General features: G+C 67.6%; 12 protein-coding genes. 6 read left to right on the forward strand and 6 right to left on the reverse strand.

The features are described 5' to 3' along the window. Positions 1–385: 385 nt before the first annotated feature. The 5 genes from glmM to QH168_RS08635 form a co-directional block, all read right to left on the reverse strand. Positions 386–1,783 carry a phosphoglucosamine mutase gene (gene glmM / locus QH168_RS08615; RefSeq protein WP_280234000.1) on the reverse strand — a complete coding sequence of 466 codons (1,398 nt, stop codon included), beginning with the start codon at positions 1,781–1,783 and terminating at the stop codon, positions 386–388. A 257-nt stretch (positions 1,784–2,040) separates the two neighbouring features. Beyond that, a complete protein-coding gene (gene rpsI / locus QH168_RS08620; RefSeq protein ID WP_280234001.1) occupies positions 2,041–2,556 on the reverse strand; it encodes a 30S ribosomal protein S9 in 516 nt (171 codons plus the stop codon). After that, the gene (rplM, locus tag QH168_RS08625; protein ID WP_280234002.1) at positions 2,553–2,996 is read right to left on the reverse strand and encodes a 50S ribosomal protein L13; all 444 of its coding nucleotides are present in this window, start codon (positions 2,994–2,996) and stop codon (positions 2,553–2,555) included. The genes rpsI and rplM overlap by 4 nt, the downstream gene beginning before the upstream one ends. Positions 2,997–3,138: 142 nt before the next feature. Then, complete coding sequence (locus QH168_RS08630; protein ID WP_280234003.1) at positions 3,139–4,743, reverse strand: hypothetical protein; 1,605 nt, start codon at positions 4,741–4,743, stop codon at positions 3,139–3,141. A 73-nt stretch (positions 4,744–4,816) separates the two neighbouring features. Continuing rightward, positions 4,817–7,321 carry an FHA domain-containing protein gene (locus QH168_RS08635; RefSeq protein ID WP_280234004.1) on the reverse strand — a complete coding sequence of 835 codons (2,505 nt, stop codon included), beginning with the start codon at positions 7,319–7,321 and terminating at the stop codon, positions 4,817–4,819. 107 nt (positions 7,322–7,428) lie between these two features. On the opposite strand from QH168_RS08635, the gene QH168_RS08640 reads away from it, so the two are divergent. Continuing rightward, positions 7,429–8,874 carry a metallopeptidase gene (locus QH168_RS08640; RefSeq protein ID WP_280234005.1) on the forward strand — a complete coding sequence of 482 codons (1,446 nt, stop codon included), beginning with the start codon at positions 7,429–7,431 and terminating at the stop codon, positions 8,872–8,874. A 41-nt stretch (positions 8,875–8,915) separates the two neighbouring features. Here QH168_RS08640 and QH168_RS08645 read toward each other — a convergent pair whose 3' ends face one another. Next, positions 8,916–10,226, reverse strand: a complete 1,311-nt coding sequence (locus QH168_RS08645; protein ID WP_280234006.1) for an FHA domain-containing protein — start codon at positions 10,224–10,226, stop codon at positions 8,916–8,918. 261 nt (positions 10,227–10,487) lie between these two features. Here QH168_RS08645 and QH168_RS08650 point away from each other — a divergent pair, with 261 nt between their 5' ends. From QH168_RS08650 to QH168_RS08670, 5 genes are all read left to right on the forward strand, one after another. Then, positions 10,488–11,705 carry a DUF7373 family lipoprotein gene (locus QH168_RS08650; protein WP_280234007.1) on the forward strand — a complete coding sequence of 406 codons (1,218 nt, stop codon included), beginning with the start codon at positions 10,488–10,490 and terminating at the stop codon, positions 11,703–11,705. 12 nt (positions 11,706–11,717) lie between these two features. Further along, positions 11,718–12,935 (forward strand): DUF7373 family lipoprotein, encoded by a 1,218-nt coding sequence (locus QH168_RS08655; RefSeq protein WP_280234008.1) that lies wholly within the window; start codon positions 11,718–11,720, stop codon positions 12,933–12,935. Positions 12,936–13,051: 116 nt separating this feature from the next. After that, on the forward strand, positions 13,052–14,272 hold the full coding sequence (locus QH168_RS08660; protein WP_280234009.1) for a DUF7373 family lipoprotein: 1,221 nt from the start codon (positions 13,052–13,054) through the stop codon (positions 14,270–14,272). Between the two features lie 11 nt (positions 14,273–14,283). Beyond that, positions 14,284–15,501, forward strand: a complete 1,218-nt coding sequence (locus QH168_RS08665) for a DUF7373 family lipoprotein (protein ID WP_280234010.1) — start codon at positions 14,284–14,286, stop codon at positions 15,499–15,501. A 108-nt stretch (positions 15,502–15,609) separates the two neighbouring features. Beyond that, a complete protein-coding gene (locus tag QH168_RS08670) occupies positions 15,610–17,256 on the forward strand; it encodes a serine/threonine-protein kinase (RefSeq protein WP_280234011.1) in 1,647 nt (548 codons plus the stop codon). Positions 17,257–17,332: the final 76 nt, after the last annotated feature.

Genomic DNA, 17,332 nt, shown 5'->3' on the forward strand with positions numbered 1-17,332 from the left:
GTCGATCGGATACCGGCGCCGACCCGCGGTCGGATGTGCCGCCCACATCGCCTCCGTCCGTCCGGTCAACCGCTGGGAATCGGACGGTCGAGCGCGGAAAAAGAGCCAGGATCAGCGCCGTGAGGCCGATGAGTACCACCAGTGTGGTCGAGGCCCAGTGAAACGGGGGCGTAAGTGTGCCTACTATGGCCAGCCCGACCAGGCATACCAGAGCTACAGCACGACGCCCGAAGATCGGGCGGCGAGTGGGCGACGGCTCATACGCCATGAGTCGGAGGATACGGCCGACCGACCGACAGACCAGCGGAATGCGGCACAACGGCCATGTTCATTGCGATCGCGCCGCGGGTATGCCGGGACACCGGTGGGCAGACGACGGCAACACTCAGTGTGACGGCGCCGAAACCCGCTGAACCGCCGCGACCCGTTCGGCCAGATCATCGGCCAACCGCTGCGCCTGGGCGAGATCGGTTGCTTCGACCATCACCCGAACCAGCTGTTCGGTCCCGCTGGGTCGCAGCAGGATTCGACCGGACTCACCGAGTACCCGTTCGGCCTCGGCGACCGCGTCGAGGACGTCGGTAGCGGCCATGACGGCGGCCTTATCGCTGACGGGAACGTTCACCAGGATCTGCGGAACGGTCTGCAACACCGACGCCAACTCCGCCAGGGTGCGACCGGTAGCGGCCATCCGAGCCATGAGCTTCAGGCCGGTGAGGATACCGTCGCCGGTGGTGCCATGGGCGGGGAACACCACATGGCCGGACTGTTCGCCGCCGAGGGTGAATCGGCCGCGGCGCAGCTCCTCGAGAACGTAACGATCGCCGACCGCGGTGGTGCGCATGGTGATTCCGGCCTCGCGCATGGCGATGTGCAGGCCGAGATTGCTCATGACGGTGGCGACGAGAGTGTTCTCGGCGAGTTCACCGGCATCACGCATGGCGAGCGCGAGGATCGCGAGGATGGCGTCGCCGTCGACGACATTGCCGTCGGCGTCGATGGCGAGGCAGCGGTCGGCGTCGCCGTCGTGGGCGAGGCCGAGGTCGGCGCCGTGCTCACCGACCGCGCGACGTACCTGGTCGAGGTGGGTGGAGCCGCAGCCGTCGTTGATATTGAGGCCGTCGGGGTCGGCATTGATCGCGATGACGTTCGCGCCCGCTTCGCGATATGCGGCCGGACCGACTTCCGACGCCGCGCCGTGCGCGCAGTCCACGACGACGGTGAGCCCGTTCAACTCCTGGCCGGTCGCCTCCACCAGATGCTCGACGTAGCGCTCGTGGGTTCCGGCGACGCTGTACTGATCGGGTATGGCAAGGCCGTGATCGCGGGCGCCGGACGCACCGAGCACCCGCCCGATGCTCGCCCCGGTCGGACGCACCGTGGCCTCGGCCATCACGGCTTCGATCCGGTCTTCGATCGCATCGTCGAGCTTGTGTCCACCGGCGGCGAAGATCTTGATCCCGTTGTCCGGCATGGGATTGTGCGAGGCGGAGATCATCACGCCGAGACACGCGTCGTACAGACCGGTCAGGTAGGCGACGGCAGGGGTCGGCAGCACACCGACCGACAGCACATCGACCCCGGCGGCGGTCAACCCCGCCGTGACGGCGGCTTCCAACATCTCACCACTGGCCCGCGGATCTCGCCCGACGACGGCAAGCGCCCGCTTCTTACCGCGGCTCAGAATCTGCGCCGCCGCTCCGGAAACCCGCAGCGCCAGCTCCGGTGTCAACGACTCGTTGGCCAGCCCGCGAACCCCATCGGTGCCGAACAGACGTCCCATACCTCGTCCCTCGATCGATGAATCCTGCTCCGGCGACCACCCCGCGCACACAGCAGCCAGATCTCTACGGCGTGCGCGACGGCCCCGGAGGAGGCAGCCCGCGCGACCACGGAAGGTCCGCGAACGCCGCTATCCAATACAGCACGAGAGCAGGCGCCCAGCAATGCTGGATGCCTGCTCTCGTACAGGTGCCGCGCCGACAGTACCGCTTCCGGCACCTGCACGGTGCCGGAAGCGAACAGTCGACGATGCGAAAATCAGCGCTTCGAGTACTGAGGCGCCTTACGGGCCTTCTTCAGACCGTACTTCTTACGCTCGGTGGCGCGCGGGTCACGAGTCAGGAAGCCGGCCCGCTTCAGGGCGGGGCGATCCTCGGGGGTGACCTCGATCAGCGCACGGGCGATGGCCAGGCGCAGCGCGCCGGCCTGACCCGACGGGCCGCCGCCGACCAGGCGGGCGTGCACATCGAAGTTCTCGGTGCGCTCGACCGTGACCAGCGGGGACTTCACCAGCTGCTGGTGCACCTTGTTCGGGAAGTAGTCCTCGATGGTGCGGCCGTTGAGCACGAAGTTACCGGTGCCGGGCAGCAGCCGGACGCGGACGACGGCCTCCTTGCGGCGGCCGACGGTCTGCACCGGACGGTCGATGACGACCGGGGCGTAGGCCACATCGGACTCGAAACCGGCCTCTTCGTAACCGGCGCCGTCCTCGACCACCTCGACGGTGGTGTCCTCGACGACGTATTCCTCGTTGAATTCCTCGGGAGCGGTCACTGGGCCACCTGCTTGATCTCGAACGGAACGGGCTGCTGAGCCGTGTGCGGATGGTTCGGGCCCGCGTACACCTTCAGCTTGCCCGCGATCGCGTTACCCAGCTTGTTCTTCGGGATCATGCCCTTGACGGCCTTCTCCACGAGACGATCGGGCCGCGACTCCAGCACCTGACCGACAGTGCGCGACTTGAGGCCGCCCGGATGTCCGGAGTGGTGGTGGATGAGCTTGTCCTGCTTCTTGTTGCCGCTGATGGCAACCTTGTCAGCGTTGATGATGATGACGAAATCGCCACCATCGACGTGCGGAGCGTAGGTCGGCTTGTGCTTGCCACGCAGCAGATTCGCTGCCTGAACGGCAAGACGGCCGAGCACTACGTCAGTGGCGTCGATGACGTACCACTTACGGGTCACGTCACCCGCCTTCGGGCTGTACGTAGGCACAGTGCTTCCCTGTCTGTCGTCGGTGCTGCCGGCCTGGTGTGCGGTCGAGGTCGTTCCCGGCGGCCGGTTGAGACCCGGGCCTCGGCATGCCACACACCAGCCAGCCACGATACCAGTCGGGTATGGCGGCGGCGAAACCGGCTCAGATGTCGACCGGCGGCCCGAAGTCGGCGGCGCCCGGCGGGCCGGGCAGCAGGTAGCGCAGGGTGTTGACGCCCGGCTGCCCACATTCGGATTCGGCATGCGGGGTGCCACGTACCGACGAGATTCCCGACTGGGGTTCCAGGACCGCTTCCGGGGTGCGCGAACAGGCCGTCGGCGCCACTCCGGCGTCGACCGCGACGAGTTCGACCGCGCCGGCACCGGGCGCCATCGCGAATGCGGCGAGGGCCACCGCACCGGCCACCGCCTGGGCGCCGAACACGGTGCCCGTCATCTTGTTCCACATCTTGGCCTTGCGGTCCGGGTGGTCGGCCTGGCTGTCCGAGGCGCCGACCCGGTCCCCGCCGGGCGACGCGTAGGGCGGCGGCCCGGAGTGCGCGGCCGGTGGCCGACCGGACTGTTCCACCGGCTCGGGCGGGCGGGTGAATCGGCTGCCCGGCTCGAGGCGATCCGGCGTCGGACGTCCACCGGGTTGGCCACTCCTCGCGATATCGGCGTCGCCGGGTGCGGCGCTCTGCCGATGCCTGCCCTCGGTCATCGGCGGCCGGTCTCCCAGCTGCGAGGTCTGCGGCCGCGGCGGCTCGGGTGCGTGCCCCTGCGGCATCGGCGGACGCTGCGCGGCGGGCTGCTGCGGCATCTGACGTGGCGGTTCCTGACGTGGCGGCGCGGCAGGACGCGGCGCCGGTTCGGGCCGCGGCGCGGGCTCGGCAGACCTGGCGCCGGAGTCCGGTTCCGTTCCGTCGCTCTCGCTCAGCAGCAGATGCGCGGCGCCGAGCACCAGGGCGTGCATGGGATGGTCCGCGCTGTGCAGCCGCTGGCCGAGATGATTCTGGAAGGCAAACCGGATCGGATCGTTGAAGCACACGTTTCCGGCCAGCAGCACCGTGGAGGTATCGGCGCCGATCGCGCGGGCGGCAGCCATGACCTCGATCACGGCGTCGTCGGCGGAGCGCGCGTCACGGGTGGCTTCGGGCGAGATCGCGACGTCGACCGATTCGGTGGGCTGTTCGTCGTCGCCGTGCACCGCGACCACCAGCATGGTGCGTCCATCCGAGTACACGCCGGTGGCGCCGACGCCCCTGCGGTTGATCCGATCCGGGGGACGGACCAGCCCGAGCGCGCGCACATAGCCCGACAGCGCGACCGATTCCGGCAGCGGTTCGACGGTGACGCCGAGCTGCTCGACCAGCTCGCAATAGGCGTCGACCTTCTCATCCGGCCAGCCGTCCGGATACGGCAGCGCCACCACATCGGGTCTACCGCTCAGGTATTTGCCGACCGAGGCCAGCGGGTTGTAGAGCCGGGCCCGGAACACCAGCTCGGCGGGCCAGGTCGCCCCGGCGATGACGATCTGCTGATGTCCGAGGATGTCACGCACATCGGCGATGGCCATACCGAGATCGGGACGTTGACGGTCCACACCGGCGGTATGCAGCCGCCCGGAGGCGTCGGCCAGCAGATACGCCGGAGTCGTATAGCTTCCATCGACCTTCACCGGGCGGATCGGGGTGCCCCCACCGCCTGCGGCCACGGACACCACATCCCACCCGAGATGTACCGCCCCTACTCGCACCGTCACAGGCATCAGTGTGCCTGTTGTGCGCGCGACACGCTCGCCGCACCGGGGGACCGGCCGTTACCGGCGAGGACACGCCCGGTCACGACGCGGACTTCTTCAGTCGCAGCCGATGCCAGGTGAGCGCCGAGAGGACCGCGGTCACCACCAGCAGCATGGTCACGTTCAGCAACCAGATGCCCGGACTGTGCTCCCAGAGATTATCGGGCTGGGCATTGGCGAACAGGGTCTTGATATCGACGGTCGAGGCGGCGGCGGCATAACCCCACCGCGACGGGAACAGCCACGACACCTGTTCGAGCACCACCCGGTCGGTCACCGGGATCATGCCGCCCGCCATCACCAGCTGCACCATGATCGTCACCACCAGCAGCGGCATGACCTGCTCATTGGATTTCGCCAGGGTCGACAACGCCAGACCGACCACCACACACGACACCGCCGTCAGCGCGACGCCGAAGTACAGCTCGAGGCTGCCGGACGGTATGAGCGCGCCCGCACCCGGCGGATTCTTACCTGCCAGCGCAATGCCGATGAGCACGGCCGATTGCAGCAGCGCGGCGATGCTGAAGACCACGATCTTGGCCATGGCGTATGCCGAGGGCAGCAGACCGACGGCCCGCTCGCGGTAGAAGATGGTCCGCTCGCCGACCAGGTCACGCACCGTCAGCGTCGAACCCATGAAGCAGGCGCCGAGCACGAGGACGACCAGCAGCTGCTGGGTTTCACCGCCACCCTGATGGACGAATATCTGCTCACCGTTCGGTCCGGGAACCGGCACCTGCGGTCCGGCCCCGAACCCGTTGTCACCGGGAACCACCAGCGTCAGCACGCCGAGCACGAACGGCAGGATCACCAGGAACGCGAGATAGCCGCGGTCGGCCAGGATCAATCGGACCTGGCGCCGCACCAGAGTGGAGAACTGCCGCCAGCCACTCGATTGGGGCGGGCTGCCCATCGCCCCGTACCGCATCGGCGCGGGCGGCGGTGGTGGCGGAATGAACGCCTGCCGCGAGCGATACGCCGCGAACGCCTGATCGGGGTTGGCCGCGACATTGGCGAAGATCTCGGCCCAGTCGCTGGTCCCGAGCGCACCGCCCACACCGGCGGGGTTGCCCGCGTAGGCGGTCTTACCGCCCGGCGCCAGCAGCACGACCTGATCGCACATGTCCAGGCAGGCCACCGAGTGGGTGACCACGATGACGACACGGCCCGCATCGGCCAGTTCGCGCAGCATCACCATGACCTGACGGTCCAGCGCCGGGTCCAGACCCGAGGTCGGCTCGTCCAGGATCAGCAGCGACGGACCGGTCAGCAGTTCCAGCGCCACCGAGGCACGCTTGCGCTGACCGCCCGACAGCCGGTCCACCCTGGTGTCGGCGTGCTCGGTGAGCGAGAGTTCCTTGAGCACACCGTCGATGACCTGCTGCCGGTCGGCACTCGAGGTATCGGGCGGCAGCCGCAGTTCGGCGGCGAAGCCGAGCGCCTGCCGCACGGTGAGCTGACGGTGCAGCACATCGTCCTGCGGGACCATGCCGATCCGGGAGCGCAGCGCCTCGTATTCGGCGTGCAGATTGCGGCCTTCGAAGGTGACCACACCGCCGGAGGGTTGGGTGTTGCCCGCGATCAGCTTGGACAGCGTCGATTTACCCGCACCCGAGGGGCCGATCAGCGCCGTGAGCGTGCCGCGCCCGGCTTGCAGGTTGACATCGACGAGCAGCTGTTTGTTGCCCTCGACGGTGAACCCGACGCCGTGCACGTGCAGGCCCTGTTCGGCGACCGGACGCTGCCGGTGCACCAGGGTGCCCTGCTGGACGACGAAGTCGACATTGCCGATGGTGATGATGTCGCGCTCACGCAGCACCGCACTCTGCTGGCGGACACCGTTGACGAACGTGCCGTTGGCCGACCCGAGATCCTCGATCGTGAGGCCCTGCGAGCCCGCGATCAGCCGGGCATGTCGGCGTGAGGCCAGCGGATCGTTGACCACGATCTGGTTGTCGGTGGTACGGCCGATACCGAGCCCACCGGCGGGCAGCCGGTCGGCACGGGCGATGGGCGAGGTCGACGGCCTGGCCCGCACCGGCGGCAGCGCGGAGGTGTCGGCCTTGGTCGTCATATTGATATTCGGCTGCGCCTGCGGCTGGGGCTGCGACCCACTGTGGAATCCGGCGATCCGGCTCGCCCCCGATTGCGGACGCTGCGGCGGCGCGGGCGGCGGACGCAGCCCGGTGCGCGGCGGCTGCGGCTGATGCTGCGGCGGACGAGCCTGCGGTACGGCGGGCACCAGATGCAACAGCGGCCCGGTGATCGCGTCACCGAGTCGCACCTGGGTGGGCCGGTCGATCGATACGGGACGGCTGAGCCGGGCCGCGTCGACGAACACACCGTTGGTGCTGCCGTTGTCGCGCAGCACCCATGCGCCCCCCTGCCAGGCCAGGATCGCGTGCACCCGCGAGACCAGCGGACTGTCCACGAACAGCAGCACTTCCGGCGCGCGGCCCATCGTGACCTGCTGGCTCGAATCGAATACTCGTTCGGTTCCATCATGGCGCACGGTGATGGTCTGCGCCCCCGGTGAAGACATGCAGCGGATACTATTCCATCACCCGGACATCGGCGGTGCCCCCGATGCGCCATGCCCCGTTCCGGCGACCGAAACAACGACCGACCGGCCGACGAGGGGGAGCAACGATGCGGCAACGTCGTGGGATCGCCGTCATCATCGCCGCGCTGTGCGCCGCGGCCGTGCTCACTGGATGCACACGATCGGTGGACGGCCGCGCCGTCTCCATCTACGACGATCCGTTCAAAGTGGCGGGATTGCCGACCACCAGCGGCCCGAGCGGCCCGCGTCCCGACGCCACCGACAGCACGCTGACCGCACGCAACGGTGACGGCGGCGAGGTGGACCAACTGGCGCTCAACGCGGTCGAGGACATCCAGACCTACTGGGAGGCCGAGTACCCCAAGGAGTTCGACGGCGAGTTCGAACCGGTCGACAAGCTGATCTCCTGGAGCGCCAAGGCCACACGGAACGATTCGGTCGAATTCTGCACCGAGACCACCTACCGACTGGTCAATGCCGCCTACTGCCGCCTGGACAACTCCATCGGCTGGGACCGCTCGCTGCTGCTGCCGACCATGGAGGACACCTTCGGCAAGATGTCGGTGGTCATGGTGCTCGCGCATGAGTACGGACACGCCATCCAAACCATGTCCAAGATCGTCGAACGCAAGGATCCGGTGATCGTCAAGGAGCAGCAGGCCGACTGTTTCGCGGGCGCGTTCATGCGCCATGTCGCCGAAGGCAAGTCCGAGCATTTCACCATCAACACCTCCGACGGCCTCAATTCCGTACTCGCCGCCACCGTCGCCATCCGCGACTCCGATCCCGACGATCCGGAGAGCGTGCACGGCTCCGCGTTCGAACGGGTCACCGCGGTGCAGATCGGTTTCACCGACGGCCCCAAGGGCTGCAAGGCCATCGATATGGACGAGATCGAGCGCCGCCGCGGCGATCTACCGCAGAGCTTCGAGGGCGATACCAACCGCGGCGAATACCCGATCACCAAAGAGAACCTGATCGAACTGACCAAGGCACTCGCCGCGATCCTGCCGATCGATGCCGACCCCACCTACAGCTACGGCGGCGCCACGGTCGACTGCACCAACGGCACCACGACCGAACCGGTCAGCTACTGCCCCGCCAGCAATACCATCGCCACCGACATCCCCGGCTTGGCCGAGCGCGGCACCTCCGACACCGATCCCGATGATCCGCTGCCGGTGAAGGTGACCGGCGATTACAACGGGTACGTGGTCTTCATCGCCCGATACGCCCTGGCCGTGCAGCGCGACCATGGTCAGCAGCTCGTCGGGGCCAAGACCGGATTGCGTTCGGCCTGCCTGTCCGGTGTCGTCACCGGCAAGCTCGCCGAACCGGGCCGGCCGCCGTCGGAAGGCGACATCACACTGGCCGCGGGCGATCTGGACGAGGCGGTGTCCGGGCTGCTCACCGACGGTCTCGCCGCCAGCGATATCAAAGGACAGACCGTACCCAGCGGGTTCGCGCGGGTGGACGCCTTCCGCGCCGGAGTGCTCAACGGCGAGACCACCTGCATGTCGCGCTATTCCTGACGGTCCCGCGCGCGCTCTGACGCTCGGCTCGACGGCGACGCTCAGCCGAACGGTGGCGGCGCCGCCGGATCGAAGCGCAGCACCCGGTTGCCGATCATGATCTCGGTGCCGGGCAGCAACACCATCGGCTGATTCGGGGTCAGCCGCACCCAGTCGCGATATCCGGCGACGCGGGTGCGGGTGCCGTTGGTCGAGCCCCGGTCCACCAGCGTCACATCCCAATTCACCAGCACGATCTCCGCGTGCGCGCGCGACATGCCGCCGGAGTTGTCCTCGATCTTCAGCGGGATCAGGCCGCGCCTGGCCTGTTCGGAATGTTCCGGGTCGCGTCCGATGACGGCGTCGGCGGCGAGCATGAACGTCATCCCGTCGTCGAGCACGAGCATGCCCAGCGGCGGGCGCACCACCTCGCTCATCGGCTGGGTCTGATCGACCGGCATCCCGCAGACGGTGCAGAACGCGGCACGCGGATCGCTCGGATGCGCCCTGGCGCATTTGAATCCCATGACCTTGACCGCAATCGTGGTGGCCCGCGCCGTCGCCTCCAATCGTCGCTGGAGCTGCGGGTCCGGGCGCGGTGACGGATCGGTGCCGCGGTGTTCGATGGGTTCTGGGTGCGCGGGCGGCTGCTCGCCGTCGCTCAGATCGAGCATCGAGGTGGACGCCTGGGTGGGCGTCACATTCGGGTCCACCGGCGGCGATTGCGCCGCAACGGGTTCCGGCGAGCGCTCCTGATCGATGCGCGCGGTCGGCAGCGGCGGAGGCGCGGTCCGGCGATGGGAGCCGCCATCGGTGGCCTCCACGTTCACCGTGCGGGCCGGGCGGGCGCGCACCGCGTCGGACCAGACGATCATTCCTCCGGCCTGCGCGATACCTTCGACCAGCCAGCCGATTCCGCGTTCGGTGGGTAGCTCGGGAACGCGGCCGTCGGTGTCGTCGACGAACAACGCGACCGCGCGTGCGGGCACCGAGGCCACCCGATCGACGGTGAACGCCGCATCGCTGCCCCGATACCGCTCGATCTGCTCCCCCGCGAGCACCGCTGTCACCGCACCGTGCAAAAAGATGGCCACCCCGCCGTTCTCGGCAGGCGACAGGATGCCGAAATCGATCGGACGCCCCGGGCTGATCTGCTCGGCGTCCTTCATCAGCCAGCGCGTGGCGTGACGCGCGACCAAGGCGCCGGGGCCCGTCGGTTGTTGTTCGGCGGCCTCGCTGACCAGTTCGGCCAGCGATTCCAGCGCTCGAACGGCAGACGATTCCTGGCTCGGCTTACCACGATCCCGATGCGCGACCACCACCACAGCGCCCGCGACCCGCGCCGCGACGTGATTCCCGGCGACGACCTCCACCTGCCGATCCTTCAACGGTATCGGCCTTCCCCTGGTGCGGAATGCTGGATGATCGCCACCAGACCAGAGTATTGCAATGCGAACATCACCGGTCCCGTTACCCGCGGTTCGTCCGGAGTCCGCGCACCGCCAGCCCCTGATCGACCGAGCAACCTTTCATGATCAGGCCCGCCGATCGGCAGCGGTCCACCGGTCGGGCGCGATCGGGTGTCATACCGGTGCAGTACCATCCCGCTCGACACACTCGAGATAGGGGGGAGCGTGCGACTCATCGCGGGATCTCATCGTTTCCGGGCGGGCATCGCTGTGCTGTTCGCTTGTGCGCTGGCTGCTACCAGCTGCGGGTCCGACACCGAATCGGCGCCGCCGGTCGTGGACCTGACCCAGCTGGACGTCGGCGGTTACGCCACGTTGCCGCGCGATATCGGCGAGCCGAAGAACAAGGACGTGCCGCGGTTCGTCGAGGCACAGCGGCTCGGCAACGTCATGCCGCTACCGGTGGAAATCGACCCGAGGTTCGTGCACCAGGGGCCTGGCACGCGACCGTTCCTGCTGCCCGACGAGTCGCACCTCAGCCCCATCCACCGCTGGATCAGCGAGGTGAACTTCGCCGACGACGCGAAAGGCTTCATCGCCGGGTTCTCCGCCACGGCGCAGTCGAACAAGTCGCCGGCACTGGCCTCCACACTGTCGACCAATGTCCTCATCTTCCCCGATGCGAGGTCGGCGACCGATGCGGCGGCGAAGCTGTCGCGTGCCCGCTTCCTTCGTGACGAGGACTTCCCGGTCGAACCGGCGAGGCTGGACGAATACCCCGCGGCTCATGTGCGGTGGCAGCCCGCTATGCAGACGCTGGTTTCGTGGTTGGCCGAGGACGAGTTCGTAATCGTCACCATCGCCTACAACGCCGAGGCCAAGATGCTGGGCGAATCCGATCTGCCCGGCTTGTCGGCGCTGTCGGAGCGGGCCATCGCCGCGACGAGCACCGGCCTGGAGAAGTTCGAGCCGACGCCGCCGGACAAGCTCATGCAGACCTCCATCGACCCGGACGGCCTGCGGTCCATCTCGCTGGCGCGCCCGGAGGGTGATTCGTTCATGAATGTCCCTGGCACCTACGACCTGCACGGTTCACTGCATTTCCCCACCGATCCGTTGGCCCGTAAGCAGGAGCTGGAGGCGGCAGGCGTCGACCGGGTCGCCTACGACGCAGGCGAGCTGTACCGGGCCGCCGACGCCGAGTCCGCGCAGGAGCTGAAGGACAAGTCGTCCGAACTCAGCCGCTACTTCCGCAGCGCCGACTCGCCGAAGGGCCTGCCCCAGGCCACCTGTATGGAATACAAGGGGCCCGCAGAGGGTGCGATCCGGTTCTACTGCCATGTCGCCTACGACCGCTACTACGCGTTCATGGGCGCCGGACAGCTGCTGGATGCCCAGCAACGGATATCGGCCCAGTACGCCATTCTGGCCAACTCGAAATAAGGCTGCGGGGACATGCGCATTCCAAACATCATGAAGTCATCGGCCGCCAGGTGCGCCGCATCGGCCTTCGCCGCGACCGTCGCCTTGTCCGGATGCACTGCGGTGTCGGGGACCGCGCTACCGGGCGAGCCCGATATCCGCGGTTTCGATACCGGCAGCTACCCGACCACACCGCTCGATCTGCGCTGGGAGTACAACCACACCCTGCTCGACGGGGTCGAGCTGGCGATCATGCGGCTGGCGGACAACGTCGTGAACGGGATCGAGATCGACCCGAAGCTGGAATACAACCGCGGAGTCGAGGCCTTCGATGATGCCGACTCGGCCACCGAGCTGCTCGCCGACGTCAACGGGCCGGTGCTGGAACGGCACAATTTCATGTTCGGACTCGGCATCACCTCCGCGGATCGCGCCGCACCTGCCGACAGATCGCTGGGCGAAACGTCGGTCACCATCGGCGTCCTCCAGTTCCCGGACGACAAGACCGCCGAGGCCGCGGCGCGCGATCTGGACCAGACCGATCTCGCGGTCTCGCCCGATCAGAACAAGCCGGTGGCCCTGGACAAGTACCCCGACGCCCATTCCCATTGGCGTCCGGGCATTCCCACGCTCGGCACGACCATGGCCGTCGGCAGCTATGTGATATCCATGCTGGTCACCTGGCCGTCGCCCGACCTGCACGCGCTGACGACGCTCGCCGAGCAGTCCTACGCGGCGCAGGTGCCGCTGCTGGAGAAGCTACCGGCACTGTCCAAGCGTGACGTGGCCGCGCTCCCGTTCGATCCGGAGTCGATGTTCCAGCGAACGCTGACCTCGCCGGACTTCTTCTTCTCGCCCAGGGTCGGCGCCGTCGCGTTCCATACGCCGCGCGGCATCCTGCACTGGGTGAGCGAGCCGACCGAGACACAGAAGGCCATGGCCGACAGCGGCACCGACCGCATCTCCATCGCCGATGGGACCTACCTCTGGCGGACGCGGGACACCGAGTCGGCGACGAAACTGGCCGATACCCGGCTCGTGTCGAGCCGATGGATGGCGATCGACCCACCTCGAGATGTACCGGATGTGCGCTGTGCCGAGGACTCCACACCCGCCGACTCGGACCGGAGATACGTCTGCGTCCTCCGGTACGGCCGTTATGTCGCCCAGGTCCAGAGCGGGCAGCCTGCCGACGTCGAACAACGAGCCGCGGCGCAGTACGCATTGCTCGCCAACAGCCAGTACCAGTGAGTTCGGCCGCGGCGACCGGGCGAGCTACCTGGGCGGGCCGCGCACCGGAGACCACATTCGCGTCTCGCGTCGGTGCAGTACTATCCGGGCTGACACACTCGAGCAAAGGGGGGAGCGTGCAGCTCACCGCGAGACCGCATCGTTTCCGGGCGGGGGTCGCCCTACTGTTCGCCTGCGCCCTCGCGGCGACGAGCTGCGGGTCGGATACCGAAGCCGCGACGCCGACGGTGGACCTGACCCAGCTGGACGTCGGCGGTTACGCCACGCTGCCGCGCGATATCGGCGAGCCGAAGAACACCGACGTGCCGCGGTTCGTCGAGGCACAGCGGCTCGGCAACGTCATGCCGCTGCCCGTGGAGATCGATCCGAAGCTGGTGTATCAACCGCCGGGAACGGTGCGACCGTTCCTGCTGCCGGACGAAGCCCACTCGAGTCCGATCCACCGCTGGATCAAAGAAGACAACTTCGCCGCCGACGCGAAGGGATTCGTCTCCGGGTTCTCGGCCACCGGGCAGTCGAACAAGGTCAACAGCATCGCCTACACGCTGTCGACCTCGGTACTGATCTTCCCCGACACGAAATCGGCGACCGACGCCGCCGCGAACCTGTCGCGCGCGGGCTTCTACGACGACGACGAGTACCCGGTCGAACCGGCGAAACTGGACAAGTACCCTGCCGCTCACGTCCGGTGGCAGCCCGGCGGCCAGGTGCTGGCCTCGTGGTTGGCCAAGGACGAATTCGTGATCGTCACCATCGCCTCCGACTATGAGAGCAAGGTCCTCGGCGAATCCAACCTGCCAGGGATGTCCGCGCTGGCGGAGAAGGCCATCGCCGCGACGAGCACCGCCCTCGACAAGTTCGAGCCGACGCCGCCGGATCAGTTCATGCAGACCTCGATCGACCCCGACGGTCTGCGGTCCATTTCATTGCGCCGACCGGAGGGCGATTCGTTCCTCAACGTGCCCGGCACCTACGACCTGCACGGCTCACTGCACTTCCCCACCGACCCGCTGGCCCGTAAGCAGGAACTCGAGGACGCAGGCGTCGACCGGGTCGCCTACGACGCAGGCGAGCTGTACCGGGCCGCCGACGCCGAGTCCGCGCAGGAGCTGAAGGACAAGTCGTCCGAACTCAGCCGCTACTTCCGCAGCGCCGACTCGCCGAAGGGTCTGCCACAGGCCACCTGTATGGAGTACGTGGGCCCGGCCGCCGGGGCCATCCGTTTCTACTGCCACGTCGCCTACGACCGGTACTACGCGTTCATGGGCGCCGAGCAACTGCTCGACGCTCAGCAGCGGATATCCGCTCAGTACGCCATCCTGGCCAACTCCGAGTAGGACTGCGGCATATGCGAATTCGAAGCATTCTGAGAACCTCCACCCTCCGGTACGCCGCCCTGGCCATCGCCGCGACCGCCGCGTTGACCGGCTGTTCGTCGGTGTCGGGCACCGCGCTGCCGGGTGAGCCGGATATCCGCGATTTCGATATCGGCACCTACCCGACCACACCGCTCGATATGCGCTGGGAGTATCTGAACGGTCTGGACTCCGGCACCGAGCTGGCGATCATGCGGCTGTCCGACAACGTCGTCAACGGGTTCGAAATCGACCCGAAGATCAAGTACAACCGCGGGGTCAAGGGCTTCCCCGACGCCGAAGCGGCGACCGAACTGCTCGCCGATGTCAACGGACCGGTGCTGGAACGGCACAATTTCATGTTCGGCCTCGGCCTCACCTCCGCCGACCGCGCCAAGTCGCCGGATAAATCGGTCGGCGACACCGCGGTCACGATCGGTGTCCTCCAGTTCCCCGATGAGACGACCGCCAAGGCCGCCGCACGCGATCTGGATCAGACCGATTTCGCGGTGGCGCCGGATCAGAACAAGCCGGTCGAGCTGAAGAAATACCCTGACGCCCACTCCCATTGGCGTCCGGGCCATCCCACGCTCGGCACGACCATGGCCGTCGGCAGCTACGTGGTAACCCTGCTCATCACCTGGCCGAGCTCCGATCTGGATTCGCTCACATCACTCGCCGAGAAGACCTACGCGGCCCAGATCCCGCTACTGAAGGAACTGGCGCCGCTGTCCAAGCGTGAGGTGCTCGAGCTGCCGTTCGATCCGGATTCGATGTTCCAGCGGACGCTGGCCTCCGACGACTTCTATTTCACACCCATGGTCGGGAAGGTCGCGACGCACAAGCCCCGCGGCCTCCTGCATTGGGTGGGCGAACCGACCGATGTCCAGCAGGCGATGCAGGACAGCGGGGTCGACAGCATCTCCCTTGCCGACGAGACGTATCTGTGGCGGACAAAGGACGCCGACGCGGCAAAGAAGTTCGCCGGGACCCGGCTCACGGCCAGCCGGTGGACGTCGATAGATGCGCCGAAGGACGTCCCGGAGGCTCGTTGCAGCGAGGATTCGACACCCAAGGACTCCGATCAGAAGTACGTCTGCATCGTCCACTACGACCGCTACGTCGCGCAGGTGCAGAGCGGTCAGCCGGTCGATGTGCGGCAGCGGGCCGCCGCCCAGTACGCGTTGCTCGCCAACAGCCAGTACCAATAGACCCGGTCACGGAGGGCGAGCCGACGCAGGCGCCGCCCACTATGCTCCGATGGACAGCAACACCGACGGCACGCAGCTGCCGACCCAGCCAGGACAGGAGACCGCGAGATGGCGATGAGCCCCGGCACCATCGTGGGCGGATATCGCATCCAGCGTGTACTCGGCGCGGGTGGGATGGGCACGGTCTACCTGGCGAAGCACCCGAGCCTCCCGCGCATGGACGCGCTCAAGGTGCTCAGCGGTCACCTCAGCGCCGACAACGAGTTCCGAGCTCGCTTCGAACGCGAGGCGAACCTGGCCGCGGGCCTTGACCACCCGAACATCGTGTCGGTCTACAACCGCGGCGAAGAAGACGGCCAGCTGTGGATCGCCATGCAGTATGTCGACGGCACCGATGCCGCCGCCGAACTGGAGCGCGATCCCCGCGCCATGACACCGCAGCGCGCGCTGCGCATCGTCACCGAGGTCGGTAAGGGCCTGGATTACGCGCACCGCAGGGGTCTGCTCCATCGCGACGTCAAACCGGCCAACTTCCTGCTCTCGGCCGAACAGGACGAGGAAGAGCGCGTCCTGCTCACCGATTTCGGTGTCGCGAAATCCTCCGAGGACACCACCGATCTCACCCAGACCGGCAGCTTCGTCGCCACCATCGCCTACGCCCCGCCGGAACAGCTCTCCGGCAGCCGGCTCGACCACCGCGCCGATATCTACAGCCTGGCCTGCGCCTTCTACAAACTGCTGACCGGCCAGAACCCTTATCCGGCAACCCAACCGGCGATGGTCATGATGGGGCACCTACACGAACCGCCTCCGCGCGCGACCGCCGTCAACCGCAACCTGCCGCCCGCCATCGACCAAGTCTTCGCCCGTGCCCTGGCCAAGAACCCGGCCGAACGGTTCAACACCTGCCGCGAATTCACCGACGCCGCCACCCAGGTGCTTTCCGGCGCGATCCCACAGGCACCCGGCCCGATCGGCTACGCCTCCGGCCCGCACCCCACCGCCACCGGCTACGCCTCCGGCCCACACCCGCACGCCCAAGAGCCCAGCTGGCCCCGCTACGCCGTCAACAACACCGCCGAGCAGACCCGACCGCCCACCGACCCGCGAGCCCACCGATCGACACCCGATCAGCTGTCGCTCCTACAGTCCACACCATCCACCCCCAAACGCAACCGCCTACTCGGCGCCGCGGCCGCCGTGGTCGTGATAGCCCTGGCCGCGGGTATCGGCATCTGGGCCCTCAGCGGCGGCGACACCCCCGCCGGCCCCACCGGCACCTCGACCACTGCCGCGGCCCCCGGCTCCATCGAGGAAGCGCGCCAGAACAATCCGGCGTTCGAAGGCAAAGCGGTGACGGTGGTCGACGTTACCGGCGGTAAGGCGTACGACAACGAACTCGCCATGTACCTCACACCGAGCGACCAGGCGACCTTCCTCCAGGACCTCGGCTTCGTCTACAACACGTCCTTCGCCAACCCCGGCAACGACCCATCCCCCCGCCCGGTCACCAAAGAAGACCGCTACACCACCTTCTCCAAGATCAAATCCGGCTACCTCATCGCCATCCGCAGCGACGAGGGCGCAGGCGGCGGTGGCCTGTCCGGCCTCAACCCCTACGTCAACGACGTCACCGCCACGGTCATCGTCGTCGACGACCCCGCCACAGTGAACGCCTTCCGCAACTGGACCTCATCCAGCCAACCGGTCCTCCTGGAGAAGCTCGTCCCGATCCTGCGAGCGCAGGTGAAGTAGGTTCCACGACAAGCTCGATCGAAGGGGGAGGTCTGTAATGCCCACAGCAAGGTCACGGGGACTCCGGGCCGCTTGG

Origin of the sequence: Nocardia cyriacigeorgica (assembly GCF_029868385.1) — a bacterium.
GTDB lineage: Bacteria > Actinomycetota > Actinomycetes > Mycobacteriales > Mycobacteriaceae > Nocardia > Nocardia cyriacigeorgica_F.